The 17,551-nt window shown below is 69.7% G+C and carries 16 protein-coding genes and 1 pseudogene; 13 read left to right on the top strand and 4 right to left on the bottom strand.

Annotation, left to right across the window (positions count from 1 at the left end; translation table 11 throughout):
* Window positions 1-6: 6 nt before the first annotated feature.
* The 3 genes and pseudogenes from ACQCX5_RS14180 to ACQCX5_RS14190 all read left to right on the top strand — a co-directional run.
* Window positions 7-186, top strand: a pseudogene (locus tag ACQCX5_RS14180) (Trm112 family protein); the annotation flags it as partial.
* Between the two features lie 19 nt (window positions 187-205).
* Window positions 206-1,228 carry an SIS domain-containing protein gene (locus tag ACQCX5_RS14185; RefSeq protein WP_434542748.1) on the top strand — a complete coding sequence of 341 codons (1,023 nt, stop codon included), beginning with the start codon at window positions 206-208 and terminating at the stop codon, window positions 1,226-1,228.
* Window positions 1,229-1,254: 26 nt separating this feature from the next.
* Window positions 1,255-1,704, top strand: a complete 450-nt coding sequence (locus ACQCX5_RS14190; protein ID WP_434542693.1) for a type II 3-dehydroquinate dehydratase — start codon at window positions 1,255-1,257, stop codon at window positions 1,702-1,704.
* Here ACQCX5_RS14190 and ACQCX5_RS14195 read toward each other — a convergent pair.
* Window positions 1,691-1,945, bottom strand: coding sequence for a DUF3039 domain-containing protein (locus tag ACQCX5_RS14195; RefSeq protein WP_434542694.1), 255 nt, complete (start codon window positions 1,943-1,945; stop codon window positions 1,691-1,693). The two genes, ACQCX5_RS14190 and ACQCX5_RS14195, sit on opposite strands and share 14 nt — an antisense overlap.
* Before the next feature lie 51 nt (window positions 1,946-1,996).
* On the opposite strand from ACQCX5_RS14195, the gene ACQCX5_RS14200 reads away from it, so the two are divergent.
* Window positions 1,997-3,373 (top strand): MFS transporter, encoded by a 1,377-nt coding sequence (locus tag ACQCX5_RS14200; RefSeq protein ID WP_434542695.1) that lies wholly within the window; start codon window positions 1,997-1,999, stop codon window positions 3,371-3,373.
* A gap of 7 nt (window positions 3,374-3,380) precedes the next feature.
* Here the strand turns inward: ACQCX5_RS14200 and ACQCX5_RS14205 are convergent, their stop codons facing one another.
* Entirely contained in the window at window positions 3,381-4,541 is a 1,161-nt protein-coding gene (locus tag ACQCX5_RS14205) for a serine/threonine-protein kinase (RefSeq protein WP_434542696.1), read from the bottom strand.
* 103 nt (window positions 4,542-4,644) lie between these two features.
* On the opposite strand from ACQCX5_RS14205, the gene ACQCX5_RS14210 reads away from it, so the two are divergent.
* Window positions 4,645-5,475, top strand: a complete 831-nt coding sequence (locus ACQCX5_RS14210; RefSeq protein WP_434542749.1) for an RDD family protein — start codon at window positions 4,645-4,647, stop codon at window positions 5,473-5,475.
* Between the two features lie 21 nt (window positions 5,476-5,496).
* Window positions 5,497-7,674 carry a 4-alpha-glucanotransferase gene (gene malQ / locus ACQCX5_RS14215; protein ID WP_434542697.1) on the top strand — a complete coding sequence of 726 codons (2,178 nt, stop codon included), beginning with the start codon at window positions 5,497-5,499 and terminating at the stop codon, window positions 7,672-7,674.
* Here the strand turns inward: malQ and ACQCX5_RS14220 are convergent.
* Window positions 7,660-8,169 (bottom strand): 4'-phosphopantetheinyl transferase family protein, encoded by a 510-nt coding sequence (locus tag ACQCX5_RS14220; RefSeq protein ID WP_434542698.1) that lies wholly within the window; start codon window positions 8,167-8,169, stop codon window positions 7,660-7,662. The genes malQ and ACQCX5_RS14220 overlap by 15 nt on opposite strands.
* Window positions 8,170-8,228: 59 nt before the next feature.
* Between ACQCX5_RS14220 and ACQCX5_RS14225 the strand changes: the two genes are divergently transcribed.
* From ACQCX5_RS14225 to ACQCX5_RS14240, 4 genes are read left to right on the top strand one after another with little or no spacing between them, the layout of a single operon-like run.
* The gene (locus tag ACQCX5_RS14225; RefSeq protein ID WP_434542699.1) at window positions 8,229-10,709 is read left to right on the top strand and encodes an AMP-binding protein; all 2,481 of its coding nucleotides are present in this window, start codon (window positions 8,229-8,231) and stop codon (window positions 10,707-10,709) included.
* 2 nt (window positions 10,710-10,711) lie between these two features.
* Window positions 10,712-11,731 carry an iron ABC transporter substrate-binding protein gene (locus ACQCX5_RS14230; protein WP_434542700.1) on the top strand — a complete coding sequence of 340 codons (1,020 nt, stop codon included), beginning with the start codon at window positions 10,712-10,714 and terminating at the stop codon, window positions 11,729-11,731.
* On the top strand, window positions 11,715-13,256 hold the full coding sequence (locus tag ACQCX5_RS14235; RefSeq protein WP_434542701.1) for an ABC transporter permease: 1,542 nt from the start codon (window positions 11,715-11,717) through the stop codon (window positions 13,254-13,256). The genes ACQCX5_RS14230 and ACQCX5_RS14235 overlap by 17 nt, the downstream gene beginning before the upstream one ends.
* A gap of 16 nt (window positions 13,257-13,272) precedes the next feature.
* Window positions 13,273-14,325 (top strand): ABC transporter ATP-binding protein, encoded by a 1,053-nt coding sequence (locus ACQCX5_RS14240; protein ID WP_434542702.1) that lies wholly within the window; start codon window positions 13,273-13,275, stop codon window positions 14,323-14,325.
* Here ACQCX5_RS14240 and ACQCX5_RS14245 read toward each other — a convergent pair.
* Window positions 14,310-15,635, bottom strand: coding sequence for a nicotinate phosphoribosyltransferase (locus ACQCX5_RS14245; protein WP_434542703.1), 1,326 nt, complete (start codon window positions 15,633-15,635; stop codon window positions 14,310-14,312). The two genes, ACQCX5_RS14240 and ACQCX5_RS14245, sit on opposite strands and share 16 nt — an antisense overlap.
* A 40-nt stretch (window positions 15,636-15,675) precedes the next feature.
* Between ACQCX5_RS14245 and clpS the strand changes: the two genes are divergently transcribed.
* Genes clpS through murI form a run of 3 tightly spaced genes read left to right on the top strand, consistent with a single transcriptional unit; the run spans window position 15,676 to window position 17,412 of the window.
* A complete protein-coding gene (clpS, locus tag ACQCX5_RS14250; RefSeq protein ID WP_434542704.1) occupies window positions 15,676-15,981 on the top strand; it encodes an ATP-dependent Clp protease adapter ClpS in 306 nt (101 codons plus the stop codon).
* A 7-nt stretch (window positions 15,982-15,988) separates the two neighbouring features.
* Window positions 15,989-16,579, top strand: a complete 591-nt coding sequence (locus ACQCX5_RS14255; RefSeq protein ID WP_434542705.1) for a DUF2017 domain-containing protein — start codon at window positions 15,989-15,991, stop codon at window positions 16,577-16,579.
* Window positions 16,576-17,412 carry a glutamate racemase gene (murI, locus tag ACQCX5_RS14260; RefSeq protein ID WP_434542706.1) on the top strand — a complete coding sequence of 279 codons (837 nt, stop codon included), beginning with the start codon at window positions 16,576-16,578 and terminating at the stop codon, window positions 17,410-17,412. The genes ACQCX5_RS14255 and murI overlap by 4 nt, the downstream gene beginning before the upstream one ends.
* The last annotated feature ends 139 nt before the right edge of the window (window positions 17,413-17,551 follow it).

Here is a 17,551-nt window from a genome sequence, read left to right on the forward strand (position 1 = left end):
ACCCCGATGAGCATGCCCGACCTGGACCTGTCACCCGAGTTCCTCGAGATCGCCGCCTGCCCGGCGTGCCACTCGAAGTTCGCCGTCGACTACGACTCCCACGAGCTGGTCTGCACCAACAGCCAGTGCGGACTGGCCTACCCCGTGCGCGACGGCATCCCGATCCTGTTGATCGACGAGGCCCGCAACACCCGCGGTGAGTGACGTGGACTTCGACGATTCCCGGCTGGCTGAGACCACCGTCAGCCCCCGCGCCGACGAAGCGCTGCGCCACCTGGCTGGTGCCGGTGCGCGCATCCGCCGCGAGGCCGGGGCGCCGGCCGAGCAGCTGGCCGGCGGGTTCGAGGCCGGACGCCGCCCCCGTGGTGTCGTCGCCATCGGGCGCGGCGCGCGGCTGATCAGGGCGGTGCTCGAACCCTTCTGCCCAGCACCGTTCGTGGCCTGGCCGTTCCCGGGCCTGCCGGCCTGGGTCGGGGCGCTCGACCTGGTGGTCGTGCTCGCCGCCGAGGGCTCGGAGCCGGCGCTGATGTCAGCAGTGCATGAGGCGGTGCGCCGGGGGTGTGCCGTGGTGGTGGCGGCGCGTCCGGGCTCACCGATGGCCGAAGCGGCGGCGGGCAGCTCGACGCTGCACGTGCCGGTCGAGACCGCCGACGAACTGGCAGCCGTGGTGCAGGTGCTCTCGGTGCTGCACCACCTGGGCCTGGGGCCATTCGTCGACCCGCAGGTCGTCGCCGAGGCGGCGGATGCGGTCGCCAACGTCTCGTCCCCGCACCGCGACCTGGCGATCAACCCGGCCAAGGACTTCGCGCTGCACCTGGCCGACGCCCAGCCGCTCGTCTTCGGGGGCACGGTGCTGGCCGCCCGGGCCGGACGCCGCCTGGCCGAGGCACTGCGCCGCGCTTCGGGGCGTGCGGCGCTCGCTGCCGACCTCACCGAGCTCGAGCCGATCATCACCGCGATCGATGGCCGCGACGTGTTCGCCGACCCGTTCGACGACCCGGGCTCGTCGTTGCGACCGGTGCTGGTGGTGCTCGACGACGGCACTGATGACCCGGGGGCGCGGCGCCAGACCGGCGAACTGGTGAGCCTGGCCGGTCGCCACGAGGTCACCGTGGTGACGCTCGTGGCCGGCGACCCCGGGGTCTCGCCGATGGACCGCTATGCCTCACTGCTGTACCAGGGCCTGTTCGGGGCCACCTGGCTGCAGGTCGGGCTGGGACGGCTGTGATGGGGCAGACGAGGATGGGGGAGCAGATGACGAACACCGTGCTGGTGCTGAACGGCCCGAACCTGGGGCGCCTCGGCAGGCGTGAACCCGACGTCTACGGCCACACCACGCACGCCGACCTGGCAGCGCACCTGGTCGAAACCGGGACCGGGCTGGGGCTCGCCGTCGAGGTGCGCCAGACCGATGCCGAGGCCGAGATGATCGGCTGGCTGCACGAGGCCGCCGACCTGGGCTGCTGGGTGGTGCTCAACGCCGGCGCGTGGACGCACTATTCCCACGCGATCGCCGACGCGGCGGCACAGACGGCGCACTACCTCGAGGTGCACATCAGCAATGTGCACGCCCGCGAGCAGTTCCGCCACCACAGCGTGCTGTCGGCGAAGGCGTCCGGGGTGCTCGTCGGGCTGGGGCTGGGCGGCTACGACCTGGCGCTCGCGCATGTGGCGGCGCAGGTGGGCAGCATCACAGCTCGTTGAGCGAGGCCCAGATCTCTTTGCACTCGGGGCAGACGGGGAACTTCTCGGGGTTGCGCGTGGGCACCCACACCTTGCCGCACAGCGCCACGACGGGGGTGCCGTTGACCATGGCCTCCATGAGCTTGTCCTTCGGCACGTAGTGCGAGAACCGCTCGTGGTCGCCGTCCTCGGCATTGAGGCCGTCGGTCTGGGTGCGCTCGTCGAGCAGGGTCTTCGACCCCGGGGCCAACTGCTGGTTCATGCAGGCCACTCTAGTGAGCCGCGCAAGGCGCGGAACAGATAGTGTGACCCGGTGCACGAACCGACCACAGCCCCACCCCGCAGCCTCGTCATCGGCCTGCTGATGTCGGTGGTGGCCATCGCGTTCGAACAGGTGGCCGTGGCGACGGCCATGCCTGCTGCGGCCGACGACCTGGGCCACAAGTCGCTCTATGCATGGACGTTCACCCTGTTCGTCATCGGCATGGCGCTCTCGACCGTGCTCGGCGGGCGGGCCAGCGACCGGGTCGGCCCAGTGCGCCCGCTGCTGCTGGGGCTGGCGCTGTTCGGGTTGGGCCTGCTGGTGGCCACCCTGGCCCCGAACATGTACGTGTTGCTGGCCTCGCGGTTCATCCAGGGCTTCGGTGGCGGCGCATTCAACGTGGCGCTCATGGTGGTCGTGGCCCGCACATTCCCGCCCGTGCAGCGTGCTTCGATGATGACCGCGTTCAGCGTCTGTTGGGTGCTGCCCGCCTTCATCGCCCCGCCGGTGGCCGCGTGGGTGACCCGCGAGCTGAGCTGGCACTGGGTCTTCGCGCTGATGATTCCCGTGGTGGTCGTGACGGCGGTGCTGAGCCTGCCGGTGCTGCGCAGCCTGGGCGACCAGCTGGGACCCGCCGATGTCGGCGATGAGAACCCCGTGCCCGTCTGGGCCGCGTTCGTGGCGACGGCTGGTGTGGCTGCCCTGCAGGTCGCGGGCCAGCAGGTCGACCTGCTCTCGGTGCCGATCGCGGTGGTCGGGCTCGCGATGCTCGCGGTCTCGCTGCCATTGCTGATGGCACCGGGCTTCTTCAAGTTCCGCCCCGGTATCCCGGCGGTGTCGTGGGTGCGGGCGCTGCAGGCCGGGTCGTTCTTCGCCGCCGAGGCGTTCCTGCCGCTGAGCCTGGTCGAAACCCGGGACATGTCCCTGTTCAATGCCGGGCTCATGCTGACGGTCGGCTCGTCCGGGTGGATGCTCGGCTCGTGGCTGCAGGCCCGCAGCTGGCTGCTGTTGCGCCGTGACCAGTTGATCCAGATCGGCACGGTGTTCTCGATGTTCGGTATCGCGGTGATCGCGGTGGCATTGTGGTTCGGCTGGTCGGTGGTCGTCATCGGCGCGGGCTGGACGGTCGGCGGCCTCGGCATGGGTCTGGCGACCGCCTCGGGCACGCTGGCGATCATGCAGTTGTCGTCGCCGGCACAACTCGGCCGCAACACCAGCTCGTTGCAGGTGAGCGAGGCGCTGGGCAACTCGCTGTTCACGGGCATGGCGGGTGCCGTGTACGCGAACCTGCGGCTGCGTGAAGAGCCGGTCACCACCTTCACGGTGTTGTTCGTCGCGGTGTTCGTGGTCTCGATCGCGGCCCAGGTGGTCTCGATGCGCATCGGCCGGGTCGCCAATGCGACCTCGGGCGCCGGCATGGGGGACTGAGCCCGGCTCAGGTCAGGTACGTCACCGTGAGCCACATGACCAGGGCGAACGTGACCACCACGCTCAGCCCGACGTACACATAGAACATCGCCGAGTGGCGTTCCTTGACCTGTTCGGGCACATAGCGCCCCTTGCCCAGGTAGTTCTCGAGCATCGAGGCGGGCGTCTCATTGCCGAAGCTGCCCATCGAGGTCGGCGTCCACGACTCGTAACCGCTGCTCGGCATCGGCGCCGTGGGCCGGTCCGGGACCCCCGTGGCCGGAGGGGCGGGGGCGACGGGCACCGCACCGATCAGCGAACCGGGGCTGACCGAGCTCATCGGGTGCAGCACGGCCGGTCGGGGGCCGACCTCGCCACCCGGCATCACCTCGGCCAGGGCGTCGAGCGAGGCGGCCAGGTGGGCGGCCGACTGGGGACGACGATCGGGATGCGGTGACAGCGCGCTCGCCAGCAGCGCGTCGAGCTCGACCGGGGCACCCAGCCGGGCGCTCAACGGCGGCGGGTCGACATTGGGGTTGCGCGACAGCAGGTCGCCGAGCGTCCTGATTGGGAACGGCGGGTTGCCGCCCAGCACGGCATAGGTCACCGCGGCCATCGAATAGATGTCGGAGCGGTGGTCGAGCGGCTGGCCGGTGGCCTGTTCGAGCGCCATGAATGCCGGGGTGCCGGCGGTCACCTGTTCACCGGTGTGGGTGACCAATGACTCGGCCACACCCAGGTCGGCCAACAGCACCTTCAGCCCGCTGGTCGAATGGGTCAGCAGGATGTTGCCGGGGGTCACATCGCGATGGATGACGTTGTGGCGGTGCAGCACGTCGAGCGCGCGGGCGGCGTCGGCGCACAGGCGCAGCGCCCGGCCCGGGGCGATCGGGTTCTTGCGCAGCCGGTCGAATGAGCCGCCGTCGGCATAGTCCATGACGAAATAGGGCGCGCCATCGGGGGCCCGGCCAATGTCGTAGACCCGCACGATGTGCTCGTCCTTGATGCGGCGCAGCAGCCGGGCCTCGGTGAGGAAGCGGGTTTCCACGTCGGCGTTGTTCGCCCATTTCGGGTTCAGCACCTTCACCGCGACAGGCACGTCCAGTTCGTCGTCGTGCCCCTTGTACACGGTCGCAAACGAGCCCGCGCCAATGCGTGCTGTGAGTCGATAGCGGCCGATGCGTTCCATGTCACGGCCAGTCTTGCATGCAAGGCGCGCGTAAGCGTAGCCCTGTTCAGGGTCATTTCGACCAACTTTGGCCGTCTGACATCATGGAGGGGTGACTTCTCAGATGCTGCCCCCGCCCGGCTGGTACGTCGACCCCGCAGGCAGCCCCGAAGAACGTTACTGGGACGGCACCGGTTGGACGCGCAACCTGCGCGAGCCCCTGACCCCGTTGGACGCCGCCGGCGCCGCCGACTCGCAGCCTGCGCAGCGACAGACGGCCCCACAGCCGCAGTACTACCCGCAGGGCACCCCCGGCCCCACGCCGGGCCCGGGTGGCAGGCCGCAGGCCTACCAGGCGCCATGGCCCACCGGCCAGCCGCCGCTGGTGGCGCACAAGTTCGTCCGCGCGACGGCCGACGGGGTGCCCCTGGCCGCGTTCGGCTGGCGGGCCCTGGCCACCATCATCGACTGGGTGTTGATGACCGTCGTGGGCGCGCTGGTGGGCTTCCCCTGGTTCCGCCGGGTGGCCGCCGCGTTCGAGCAGATGATGACCTGGTCGATGCAGAACCCGGGCCAGCAGGTCGACGTCACCGCCTACGACTACACCACCCCCGCCATGATCATCGCGTTCATCACCATGGGCGTCGCGTTCGTGGTGCAGGTGGTCATGGTGCGGCTGTTCGGCGGCACCGTGGGCCAGCTGCTGCTGGGGCTGCGCGTCGTCCCCTCAGAACAGGGGCTCGTGCCGCGGGTGTCGTGGGCCACCAGCCTGCAGCGTTCGGCGGTCTGGCTGGCGATCATGGCGATCAGCCAGGTGGTGCTGTTCCCCGCGTTGCTCAGCTACCTGCGCCCGCTGTGGCACCCCCGCATGAAGACCTGGCATGACTCATTGGCGGGCACCCAGGTGATCACCACCCGCGGGCCGCTCGCCCGGGCGGCGCTGCAGCGCTCCTGATCATCCCCTAGGCTGGCCGACGTGGCATTGGAAGACCCCGCACTGGCCGAACTCGCCGACCACTTCGGTATCTCCCAGGAATTCTGGGACTGGAAGGGACGGCACACCACCATCTCGCCGGACACAGTCCGTACGATCCTCGCCGCCCTCGAAGTGGACGCGTCCACGCCCGAGACGGCCTGGGCCGCGGTGCAGGAGGTGCGTACCAAGCCGTGGCGTCGCACCCTGCCCACCTGTGTGGTCCTCGAGCAGGGCCAGCCCCGCATCGTCAACGTGCACGTGGCCGCCGGCGCCGATGCCCACCTGGTCGTGCGCACCGAGGACGGCCAGGACTTCGTCTGCCAGCAGGTCGACAACACCGAACCTGATCGCGAGGTCGACGGGGTCCGGCTCGGCCGGGCCACGTTCGAACTGCCCACCGACCTGCCGCTGGGCTACCACCGGCTGGTGCTGTACACCGTCGGGCGCACTGTGGAATCGCCGCTGATCGTCACCCCCGCGACGCTGCCGTTCCCGCCGGCGATGGGTGAGAAGCGGGTGTGGGGCTATGCCACCCAGATCTATTCGGTGCGCTCGTCGAACAGCTGGGGGCTGGGCGACCTGGTCGACCTGTCCGACCTGTGCGTGTGGGCCAGCACCCAGCAGTTCGCCGACTACCTGCTGATCAACCCCCTGCATGCGGCCCAACCGGTGCCGCCGATCGAGCCGTCGCCGTACCTGCCGAGTTCGCGGCGCTACACCAACCCGATCTACCTGCGCCCCGAGGCGATCCCCGAATATGCGGCGCTGGACGACCGGACCCGTGCTGACATCGAAGCATTCCGCACGACGCTGCACGACCAGATCAAGGATGCCGACCAACTGCGCCGCAACGAGGCCTACGCCGCCAAGCTCGGCGCCCTCGAGGTTCTCTACCGGGTTGGCCTGCCCCCCGCCCGCCAGATGGCATTCGAAGGTTTCCGCCGCCGCGAAGGCCGTGCGCTGCGCGACTTCGCCATCTGGTGTGCCCTGTTCGAGTTCTTCGGGCCGGACTGGCGCACGTGGCCGGCCGAATACCAGCGCCCCTCGTCCCCCGAGGTGGCCGATTTCTACGCGCAGAACGCCGACCGGGTGCATTTCTTCGAGTGGTTGCAGTGGAACTGCGAGCACCAGTTGTCGCTGGCCCAGCAGGCGGCCCGTGACGCGGGCATGAAGGTCGGGCTGGTGCAAGACCTGGCGGTCGGGGTGAACAAGGCCTCGGCCGACACCTGGATGCTCGCGGATGTGTTTGCCCAGGGGGTCAGCGTCGGCGCGCCGCCCGACCAGTACAACCAGGCCGGCCAGGACTGGGGCCAGCCCCCGTGGCGTCCCGACCGGCTGGCCGAGCTCGCCTACGCGCCATTCCGCGAGATGGTGCGCAGCGTGTTGCGCCATTCCGGGGGAGTGCGTGCCGACCACATCATCGGGTTGTTCCGGTTGTGGTGGGTGCCTGAGGGCGCCGGGCCGCAGCAGGGCTGCTACGTGCGCTACGACCACGAGGCGCTCATCGGCATCCTGGCGCTCGAGGCGCACAGGGCTGGCGCGCTGGTGGTCGGTGAAGACCTGGGCACCGTCGAACCGTGGGTGCGTGACTACCTGACCCGCCGGGGCCTGCTGGGCACCTCGGTGCTGTGGTTCGAGAACGACGAGCACGGCCGGCCGCTGTCCCCCGAGGACTGGCGCACGCTGTGCATGGCGTCGGTCACCACCCATGACTTGCCGCCGACCGCCGGGTACCTCGCCGGTGACCACGTGCGTCTGCGCCACCGGCTGGGCCTGTTGACCGAGTCGCTGGACGACGAACTGCAGCATGCCCGCCACGAACACGAGGCGCTGCTGGGGGTGCTCGCCGCGCGGGGCTACCTGCACGATGACGACCTGACCCAGGGCGCCGACGAGGTGGAACGGCTGGTGCTCGGCATGCACCGCTTCTTGCTGGACACCCCGTCCCGGGTGTTGAACGTGGCCCTGACCGACGCCGTCGGTGACCGGCTCACCCAGAACCAGCCCGGCACCATCGACGAATACCCCAATTGGCGGGTGCCGCTCAGTGGGCCCGACAACAGGCCGATGCTGCTCGAGGACGTCTATGCCAGTGCCCGGGCGATGCGCATCTCGGCGGTGATGAACGGTTTCGAGCAGGTGCCCGAGCCGTGGGGCGCCCGGTCAGCGGGGCAGTAGCGCTGCCGCGTCGCGCTCGTCCACGACCGTGACGTGGGGACCGTGGGCGAGCACCGCCACATGGTCGCGCACCGGCGGGTGCAGGACGGTGAAGACCGGTGCCTCGAGGCCCGACTTGAAGGCGGCCTCGCGGCGCACCCAGGCGTCTGTCCCGGCGCGCTGCACATCGATGCCAAGCGGCTCGTGCCCGACGGCGACGGCCGTCACCAGTCCCGAATGTGACACCGAGACGTACAGTCCGCTGCCTGCGGGTGTGACCACCCGCGGACGACCGTGCTGGGCCCCGCAGTCGGCGCAGGTGCGGTCGATCCGCACGGACAGGGGGTCGGTGCCGGTCTCGGCCGCCACGGCGAGCCTCAGCACCGCGGCACCCAGCAGCCACCGGGCCCGGTCAGCCTGGCGGGTGGTGCGTCCGAGCCGCGCGAGTTCGGTCTCGTCCAACAACGTGTCGAGGCGCACGTCAGCGAGGTGTAGCGGTGCCCACCACACGATCATCCTGGTTGGCTCCTGACCGGCTTGCAGTGATTAAGTTAGTGCAGGCTATCCTAATTGCCGTGCAGTCAGTCCTGACCGGCGAGGCCGGTGTGCTTGCCACCTCACTGGTGGCGGACGACCGCCCGGTCACCCACGGGGAACTCGCCGGGCTGGTGGCCGAGCGCGCCGCGAGCCTGCCGGACTCGCTCGACGGCCGCTGCCTGGTGCACCTGCACCTCGAGCGCACCCTGGACGCCGTCGTCAGCTACTTGGCGGTGCTCGAGGCCGGGCACGTCGCCCTGGTGCTGCCACCCACCGGCGCCGAGCAGGTCGCGGCCGCCTATCCCGCCGACTTCACCCACGAGCCCGGTGGCTTCCGCCGTGATGGCTACGACGGACGCCCGCAGCACCTGCTGCACCCGAGCCTGGCCGTGCTGCTCAGTACCTCGGGCAGCACAGGCTCGCCCAAGCTCGTCCGGTTGTCGCACGAGAACCTGCGCGCCAACGCCCAAGGCATCGTGGCCGCACTGGGCATCACTGCCGCCGACCGGGGCATCACGTCATTGCCGCTGCACTATTGCTACGGGCTCTCGGTGCTGCATGCGCACCTGCTGGCGGGGGCCTCGGTGGTGCTGCACGACGGTTCGTCGGTGCACGACCAGTTCTGGCAGGTGGTGCGCGACCACGACGTCACCAATGTGGCGCTGGTGCCGCATTCGGCACAGTGGCTGCTCGACCACGACGGTCTTGCTGATGAATTCCCCCGCCTGCGGCTGCTGACCCAGGCCGGTGGCCGGCTGCCTGCGCGCAGCGTGCGCCAGCTGGCCGACGTCGCCGCCCGGCAGGGCTGCGAGCTGCGCGTGATGTACGGCCAGACGGAGTCGACGGCCCGCATCTGCATCGCGCCGGCCGGGGCTGCGACCACCTCCAGCGACAGCGTCGGACGCGCCATCCCCGGCACCACCCTGCGCCTCGACAAGGGCGAGCTGGTGGTGCGTGGTCCGAGCGTCATGCTGGGCTATGCGGAACACCCCGACGACCTGGCGCTGGGCCGCATGCTGCGCGAACTGCACACCGGTGACCTGGCCACCATCGACGAGTCCGGCATGGTGCGCATCGTCGGGCGCCGCCGCAACTTCGTCAAGATCATGGGCCTGCGCATCGACCTCAACAGGGTTGAGGCGGCACTGGGCGAGGCCGGGTACGAGGCCGTCGTCACCGGCGATGACGAGGGCCTGCGGGTGCTCGTCGCGCCACCTGCCCAGGCAGCGCGGGTGCGCCGGACGGCCGCCACTGCGAGCGGTGTCGGCCCCGGCGTGATCGACGTGATCGTGGCTGACCTGCCGCTGCTCAGCAATGGCAAGGTCGACCGCAGCGCCGCCGACGTGCTGGTGCGGGCTGGCACCAGGGATGACTGCCGCGACACGCGCCGCACCGTGGACGGCACCGGCTTGTCCGTCACCGTCACGGCAGTGGCCGATGTGCTGGCGCAGGTGCTGGCCGTCGAGGCCCTCGACCCCGACAGGTCGTTTGTCGAACAGGGCGGTGACTCCCTGACCCACGTGCCCGCGGCCGCCCGGCTCTCGGCACTGGTGGGCCAGCTGCCCCCCAACTGGCACCACCTGCCCATCAAGCAGCTGGCGGGCACCAGCCCGGCCACGGGCAGCCGCGTCGAGACGTCGGTGGTGCTGCGTGCCCTGGCCGTGCTGGCCATCTGCTTCTCGCACACCCGGGTCGTCGACCTGCCCGGTGGGGCCCACGTGCTGCTCGCCATCGCCGGCTGGAATGCCGCCCGCTTCGGGTTGTCGCTGCCTGACGCCGCGCGGCGGATCAGGTCGGTGGCTGCCTCGATCTTCGGCATCTGGGTGCCGACCGCCGCCGCGGCGCTGCTCGGCATCCTGGTGACGGGGCGCTACGGCTGGGAGAACTTCTTCATGGCCAACTGGCTGTTCGGCGGGCTGGCCGACACCAGGGTCGAACTCTGGTTCGTCGACTCGCTGGTGGCCTGCCTGGTCGTGCTCACCGCATTGTGCTGCGTGCCTGCCGTGGCCCGGGCCCGCGCGGCCGATCCCTGGCGCGTGCACCTCGTCATCGCGGCGGTGGCGCTGGTGCCCAGGTTCGTCGTCCACGCACTCAGCGATGCCCCGATCGGCGGCGTGCCCTACACCGTCTTCTTCATCTTCGCCGCGGGTGCCGCGCTGGCCCACGCCCAGACCACCCGGCAACGGCTCATGACCCTGGCCGTGCTCGCCATCGGCATCGCCACCTACTTCCCCGACCCGCAGCGCAACCTGTCCATCCTGCTCGGCGTGTGCCTGTTGGCCTTCGTGCCCGACCTCCGCGTGCCGCGGTGGCTGGTGTCGGCCATCGTGGTGCTGGCCTCGGCCTCGCTCTACATCTATGTCTTCCAGTTCCAGGCTTTCCAGCTCGTGCCCCGCTGGCAGCCCGGCCCGATCCCCGGAGCCCTGCGCTCACTCACCGCGCTGGCGGTCGGTGGCGTGCTGTGGTGGCTCGCCGACCCCTGGGTGCGCAGGCTGCGCTCCCGACTCACGAAGGACTGACCATGCACCGTCGTACATTCATCGCCCTCGGGGCCGCCGCCCTCGGGTTGTCTGCCTGCAGCAAGGCCGCCGATGACAGCTTCCAGGCCGACCCCGACGCGCTGGTGATCTATTCCTCCCAGCACGAGAACGTGACCCGCGAGTGGCTCGACGCGTTCACTGCCGTCACGGGCAAGAAGACCCAGGTGCGGCAGGGTTCGGATGCCGCCATGGGTCACCAGATCGTCGCCGAGGGTGACAAGTCACCCGCCGATGTGTTCCTGACCGAGAACAGCCCCGCGATGACGCTGGTGCAGCGTGCCGGGCTGCTCGCCCCGGTGGGTCAGGCGACCCTCGACCAGCTGCCCACCACCCTGGTGCCGTCCAGCAAGGACTGGACGCCCATCGCGGCCCGCTCGACCGTGCTGATCTGGAACCCGTCGAAGATCGGCGAGGCAGACCTGCCCGCCTCGATGATGGACCTGCAGGACGCCTCGTGGAAGGGCCGCTGGGGCGGCGCGCCGGGCGGCGCCGACTTCCAGGCCATTGTCGCCGGCATGCTCGCCATGGTCGGTGAGCAGAAGACGTCGGCCTGGCTCACCGCGCTGAAGGCGAACGCGAACATCTACCAGAACAACATCGCCACCATGAAGGCCGTCAACGCCGGCGAGGTGCCCGTCGGCATCATGTACCACTACTACTGGTACCGCGACCAGGCCGCCACCAAGCAGGGCAGCCAGAACACCCGGCTGCACTACTTCAAGGGCGAGGACCCCGGCGCATTCGTCAGCCTGTCCGGCGGCGGCGTGCTGAAGTCGTCGAAGAAGCCCGAACTGGCCCAGCAGTTCCTGCGCTACATCACCTCGGCACCGGGCCAGCAGGTGCTCACCACCTCGGGCTCGATGGAATACGCCGTCGGCAAGAGCTCTGCCTCGGACCCAGTGCTGCCCCCGCTGACCAGTCTGCAGGCGCCCAAGGTCGACCCGACCAGCCTCAACTCCGAGACGGTGATCAAGATGATGACGGATGCCGGCATCCTCTGAGCCCCGCCCCCGCGGCATGACGACGGTCGCGATGCTCGCGGCTGCCGTCGCCGCGCTGATCCTGTTGCCACTGGTCGTGGTGGTCGGCCAGGCACTCGGCCTGGGCTGGGCGCGGGCCGGCGAATTCCTCTTCCGCCCCCGCATCGGTGAACTGCTGGGACACACTGCGGCGCTCATGGCCTCGACACTGCCGCTGACGCTGGTGATCGGGGTCGGTGCCGCATGGCTGGTCGAACGCACCGACCTGCCGCTGGCCGGATTCTGGCGAACGATGATGTTGGCGCCGCTGGCCGTGCCCGCGTTCGTCAGCGCCTATGCCTGGGTCTCTGTGCGCCCGCAACTGGCCGGCTTCTCCGGCGCCGCGCTGGTCACCACGCTGGCCTACCACCCGTTCGTCTTCCTGCCCGTCGCGTCGATGCTGCGCGTGCTCGACGGCGCGGACGAGAACATTGCCCGCTCGCTGGGGTTGGGGCGCGGCCGGGCCGTGGTGCGCACCGTGCTGCCGAGGCTGCGCCCGGCCATCTGTGGGGGAGGGCTGATCGTTGCCCTGCACCTGCTGGCCGAATACGGCGTGCTCGAGATGATGCGCTACCAGACGTTCACCACCGCCATCCTGCAGCAGTATGCCGTCGGGTTCTCTGATGGGCAGGGGAGCCTGCTCGCCTCGATGCTCATCCTGCTGTGCGTGCTGGTGCTCACCGCCGAGGTGGTGCTGCGCGGCCGGGCGCGGGTGTCGCGGTTCGGCTCAGGTGTGCCCGAGCGGCCTGCGACCGTGCCCCTGGGCCGTTGGACGGTACCTGCGCTGCTCGCCATGACGGTGCTGGTGGTGCTGTCGGTCGTCGTGCCGGTCGCCCAGGTGGTGCGCTGGTTCGCCCAGGCGCTCAGCCAGGGCGGCGTCGACCTGCCCGCGCTCGCCACGGTTACCGGCACCAGCATCGGACTGGCGGTCGTGGGTGGGCTGGCCGCGGTGCTGGCCGCCCTTCCCGGCGCCTGGCTGCTCAGCCGCCACCGGTCCGCGCTCACCGTGGTGCTCGAGCGGGTCACCTTCATCGCCTCGGCGCTGCCCGGGGTCGTGGTCGCGCTCGCACTGGTGACCCTCAGCGTGCGCAACGTGCACTGGCTCTACCAGACCACGGCGCTGCTGGTCATCTGCTACGTCATCCTGTTCGTGCCCCGCGCCATGGTGTCGCTGCGCTCAGGACTGGCGGCCTCACCGCCGGAACTGTCCGAGTCGGCGCATTCACTGGGCTCGGGCGGCCCCGCCACATTCTTCCGGGTGGTGCTGCCCCTGTCGCTGCCGTCGTTCCTGACCGGCTTCGTGCTGGTGGCACTGGCCGTGGTCACCGAATTGACGGCCACCCTGCTGCTGGCACCCACGGGCATGCGTACGCTGGCGCTGGCGTTCTGGGGGGCCAGCGACGAACTCGACTACGTGCGCGCCGCACCCTATGCCCTGATGATGATCGCCCTGTCAGTGCCGCTGACACTGTTGCTGCGCCACCAATTGCAGAAGGAGTCACGATGAGTCGGGGGACCCCCGCATGAGTACGGTCGAAGTGCGCCGGCTCAGCACCGGGTACGGCAGCACCGTGGTGCTGCACGACATCGACCTGGTCGTGCGGTCGGGGGCGATCACTGCGGTGCTGGGCGATTCCGGCAGTGGCAAGTCGACGCTGCTCAAGGTCATCGCCGGGTTCCTGCGTCCACTGGCGGGATCGGTGCTGGTCGATGGCACCGTGGTGGCCGACCAGCGCACCTTCGTCGCGCCCGAGAGGCGGGGCGTCGGCTACGTGCGCCAGGACGGTGGCCTGTTCCCACACCTGTCCGTCTTCGGCAACATCGCCTTCGGCCTGCCGTTCCCACGCCGCCGCCACCGCGACAAGGTCATGAACCTGCTCGAACTCGTCGGACTGCCCACTGACTACGCCGATCGTCGTCCCGACCAGCTGTCGGGCGGCCAGCAGCAGCGCGTTGCACTCGCCCGCGCCCTGGCGCTCGAACCGTCAGTGGTGCTGCTGGACGAGCCCTTCTCTGCGCTCGACACCGCCCTGCGGGCCAGCACCCGCGAGGCCACCGCACGGGCGCTGCGCCAGACGGGCGCCACCGCACTGCTGGTGACCCACGACCAGTCCGAGGCACTGTCGTTCGCCGACGAGGTCGCGGTGCTGCGCGGTGGCCGGTTCCGGCAGGTGGCCGCACCGCGCACCGTCTATGCCCAGCCCGTAGATGCCCATGTCGCAGGCTTCCTGGGCGATGCGAACCTGCTGCCCGGCATCGCCCACCACGGCCAGGTCGACTGCCTGCTGGGCACGCTCACCACCGTCGGGTTCAGCCCCAACGGGCGCTGCCGGGTGCTGGTGCGCCCCGAACAGCTGCAGGTCACCGCCCCGGGTGCCGGTGACGTCGACGCCGTGGTGCAGGGCTACGAGTACTACGGCCACGACGCCGTCATCAGCCTGCGGGTGGCCGGTGCCGAGGATGACCAGGTGATCAAGGCCCGGGTGGTGGGCCAGGACGCCGCCCACCCGGGCCGGGTCGTCGGGTTGGCCGTGAACAGCCCCGTGTGGGTCTTCGACGCCTATGAGGCGCTGTGAGCCTCGTCCTCGAGCATGATGGTCGGGATCGCCGGCTCGCCCTTGCTGATCCGCAGCGCCGCGCGGGGTAGCTCGGCGCGGGCCGCGAGGTGGCGCTCCCGGGCCCGTTCGATCGGTTCGTGACCGACGATGACGCCGTCGGTCACCAGTGGCACCAGCAGCGAGCGGTCGTTGCCATCGGTGCGGGGGTGGGCGTCGATGCCCACGACCTCGGCCTCGGCGTGGCCGGCCTCGTCCAGACGGCGCACGGCGAACTTGCGGCCGCCCACGGTGTTCTTGTTCTTCGACTTCTTGGCCACCGGCTTCAGCTCGCCATCGGCCGAATCGGCGCGGGCGACCAGCTTGTAGACGAAGCCGCACGTGGGGTGGCCAGAACCTGTCACCACCGACGTGCCGACGCCGAACCCGTCGACGGGCGAGCCGCGCAGTGCGGCGATCTGCCACTCGTCCAGGTCGCTGGTGACGATGATGCGGGTCTGTTCTGCCCCCAGGTCGTCGAGCAGGTCACGTACTTCGCGGGCAGCGATCGCGAGGTCACCCGAGTCGAGCCGTACCGCACCGAGGCGCCCCTCGGTCAGCCGCACCCCGGTGCGCACAGCCTGCTCGACGTCATAGGTGTCGACCAGCAGCGTGGTGGCCTCGCCGAGGGTGGCGAGTTGGGCGGCGAAGGCCTGTTCCTCGGTGTCGTGCAGCAGCGTGAACGAATGCGCGGCGGTGCCGCTGGTGGGAATGCCCCAGCGGCGCCCGGCCTCGAGGTTCGACGTGCTCGTGAAGCCGGCGATCCAGGCGGCCCGGGCGGCGGCCACCGCGCTCCATTCCTGGGTGCGGCGTGAGCCCATCTCGATGATCGGGCGGCCCTCGGCCATCGCGGACATGCGCGAGGCCGCCGAGGCGATCGCCGAATCGTGGTTGTAGATGCTCAGCAGCACGGTTTCGAGCAGCACGGCCTCTTCGAAGGTCGACTCGACCACCACCAGCGGCGACCCGGGAAAGTAGATCTCGCCCTCGGCGTATCCCCAGATCGAGCCCGAGAAGCGGTAGCCGGCCAGCCACTGGGCCAGGTCGTCGTCGACCACCTTGGTGCGCAGCAGGTAGTCGATGGATTCGTCGTCGAACCGGAAGTCCTCCAGCGCCCGCAGCGCGCGTCCGACGCCGGCAACGACGCCATAGCGGCGGCCCTCGGGCAGACGACGGGGGAACAGCTCGAAGATGCTGCGCCGATCCGCCGTGCCCGCGGCGCGCGCGGCGCGCACCATCGTGAGCTCGTAGTGGTCGGTCAGCAGGGCCGTGGTCGAGGTGGACGACGTCATGGGCAACAGACTAGGGGCACCGCGTGACAGAATGGACGCCATGGCTCACACGGTTCCCGAGAAGAAGGGCGGGCTTGCCACCGCCGAGCAGGTCGACACCCATGTCGAACCCGCCGTGCCGTGGGTGACGGTCGTCTGGGACGACCCCGTCAACCTGATGAGCTACGTCACCCATGTGTTCTCGAGTTACTTCAACTACTCGCGTGACAAGGCGGAACAGTTGATGTTGCAGGTGCACAACGAAGGCCGTGCCATCGTCAGCGATGGCACCCGTGAAGAGATGGAACGCGACGTGGCCGCCATGCACGGCTTCGGGCTGTGGGCCACCGTCGACCGGTCGGAATGAGCGCCGGATGAGTCGATTCACCCGCTCACGCGGGAAGATCCTGCTGCACCTCGACAACACCGAGCTGGAGTTGTTCACCCGTAGCGTGAACGAACTGCTCGACCTGCTGGACGACGGTGCCGTCGAACAGGCCGAACCAGATGACGGCGACGACCCCTTTGCCATGTGGGAGCGCAGCTTCGGCACCCAGCCCGGCATCGAGGACGACCTGCCTGACGACGAGCGTGACCCCATCACCGAGCGGATGTTCCCCAGCGCGTACCCCGACGACCCCGAGGCGGCCAGCGATTTCGCCCGGTTCACCGAGGCGGCGCAGCGATCGGCCAAGATCGCCGATGCCTGCACGGTGCTCGACGACCTCGATTCGCTGCGCGGCGGCACCACCCGCATCGCCCCGGACCACATCGATGCCTGGCTCAAGACGCTGAACAACCTGCGCCTGGCGCTGTCGGTGGTGCTCGGCATCAGTGACGAGGTCAGCAATCACGAGGCGGCGCAGCGTCCCGATGAAGACCCGCGGGCGTGGCTCTACACCTATTACGGCTGGCTGGGCTGGATGCTCGAATCGCTGCTGGAGTCTGTGATGGCGCCCGAGTGAGTCCGTCCCTGTCTGAACTGAATGCCCCCATCGGTGTCTTCGACTCGGGTTTCGGTGGGCTGACCGTCGCCCGCCAGATCGCCGACGTGCTGCCGCACGAGGACATCGTCTATGTGGGTGACACCGCGCGGGCGCCGTACGGACCCCGGCCCATCGCCCAGGTGCGCCAGTTCGCGCTCGAATGCCTCGACAAGCTCGTCAATCATGGCGTCAAGGCGCTGGTGATCGCATGCAACACCGCCTCGGCGGCTGTGTTGCGTGATGCCCGCGAACGCTATGACGTGCCCATCATCGAGGTGGTGCTGCCCGCCGCGCGCCGCGCCGCTGCCGTCACCCGCAACGGCCGGGTCGGGGTGATCTGCACCGAGGCCACCGCCAACTCGATGGCCTATGAGGATGCGCTGGCGGCATCGCCGGGGGTGGGCGTGACCACCTCGGCCTGCCCACGGTTCGTCGAGTTCGTCGAGGCGGGCATCACCGCCGGACCCGAGGTGTTGTCGGTGGCCCGTGAATACCTCAAGCCGATCCAGGCCGCCGGCTGTGACACGTTGATCCTGGGCTGCACGCACTACCCGTTGCTGCGTGGCGTGATCAGCTATGTGATGGGCGAAAAGGTCAACCTGGTCTCGAGCGCGTCCGAGGCCGCGCAGGAAACCTGGCGGGTGCTCAACGACCGCGGACTGACCACCCATGACCTGGGTGGGTCGAACCGGTTGTTCATGATCACGGGCGACGCCGACCGGTTCGCCGGCATCTCGCAACGGCTGCTGGGCCAGTTCGTGCACACGGCCGAGACGATCCACGTGGGCCGCATCCCGCGGGCACACGGCTAGGCTGGGGACACAGCCAACCAAGCAACACAGCCAAGCAAGCAACACTGTGGAGGACAACCATGTGCAAGAAGGTCTCGTGCAACACCTGCGGCAAGCCGACCTGGCAGGGCTGCGGTGAACACATCGAGGACGCCCTGCG

The organism is Aestuariimicrobium sp. G57, from assembly GCF_050110855.1.
Lineage (GTDB): Bacteria > Actinomycetota > Actinomycetes > Propionibacteriales > Propionibacteriaceae > Aestuariimicrobium.

What these genes read in the sequence shown, in the direction of transcription:
- ACQCX5_RS14210 (WP_434542749.1), top strand. Translation starts at nt 4,645, where the DNA reads ATGCTGCCCCCGCCCGGCTGGTACGTCGACCCCGCAGGCAGCCCCGAA.
- ACQCX5_RS14220 (WP_434542698.1), bottom strand. Translation starts at nt 8,169, where the DNA reads ATGATCGTGTGGTGGGCACCGCTACACCTCGCTGACGTGCGCCTCGAC.
- ACQCX5_RS14205 (WP_434542696.1), bottom strand. Translation starts at nt 4,541, where the DNA reads ATGGAACGCATCGGCCGCTATCGACTCACAGCACGCATTGGCGCGGGC.
- ACQCX5_RS14235 (WP_434542701.1), top strand. Translation starts at nt 11,715, where the DNA reads ATGCCGGCATCCTCTGAGCCCCGCCCCCGCGGCATGACGACGGTCGCG.
- ACQCX5_RS14190 (WP_434542693.1), top strand. Translation starts at nt 1,255, where the DNA reads ATGACGAACACCGTGCTGGTGCTGAACGGCCCGAACCTGGGGCGCCTC.
- clpS (WP_434542704.1), top strand. Translation starts at nt 15,676, where the DNA reads ATGGCTCACACGGTTCCCGAGAAGAAGGGCGGGCTTGCCACCGCCGAG.
- ACQCX5_RS14195 (WP_434542694.1), bottom strand. Translation starts at nt 1,945, where the DNA reads ATGAACCAGCAGTTGGCCCCGGGGTCGAAGACCCTGCTCGACGAGCGC.
- ACQCX5_RS14255 (WP_434542705.1), top strand. Translation starts at nt 15,989, where the DNA reads ATGAGTCGATTCACCCGCTCACGCGGGAAGATCCTGCTGCACCTCGAC.
- ACQCX5_RS14230 (WP_434542700.1), top strand. Translation starts at nt 10,712, where the DNA reads ATGCACCGTCGTACATTCATCGCCCTCGGGGCCGCCGCCCTCGGGTTG.
- ACQCX5_RS14240 (WP_434542702.1), top strand. Translation starts at nt 13,273, where the DNA reads ATGAGTACGGTCGAAGTGCGCCGGCTCAGCACCGGGTACGGCAGCACC.
- ACQCX5_RS14245 (WP_434542703.1), bottom strand. Translation starts at nt 15,635, where the DNA reads ATGACGTCGTCCACCTCGACCACGGCCCTGCTGACCGACCACTACGAG.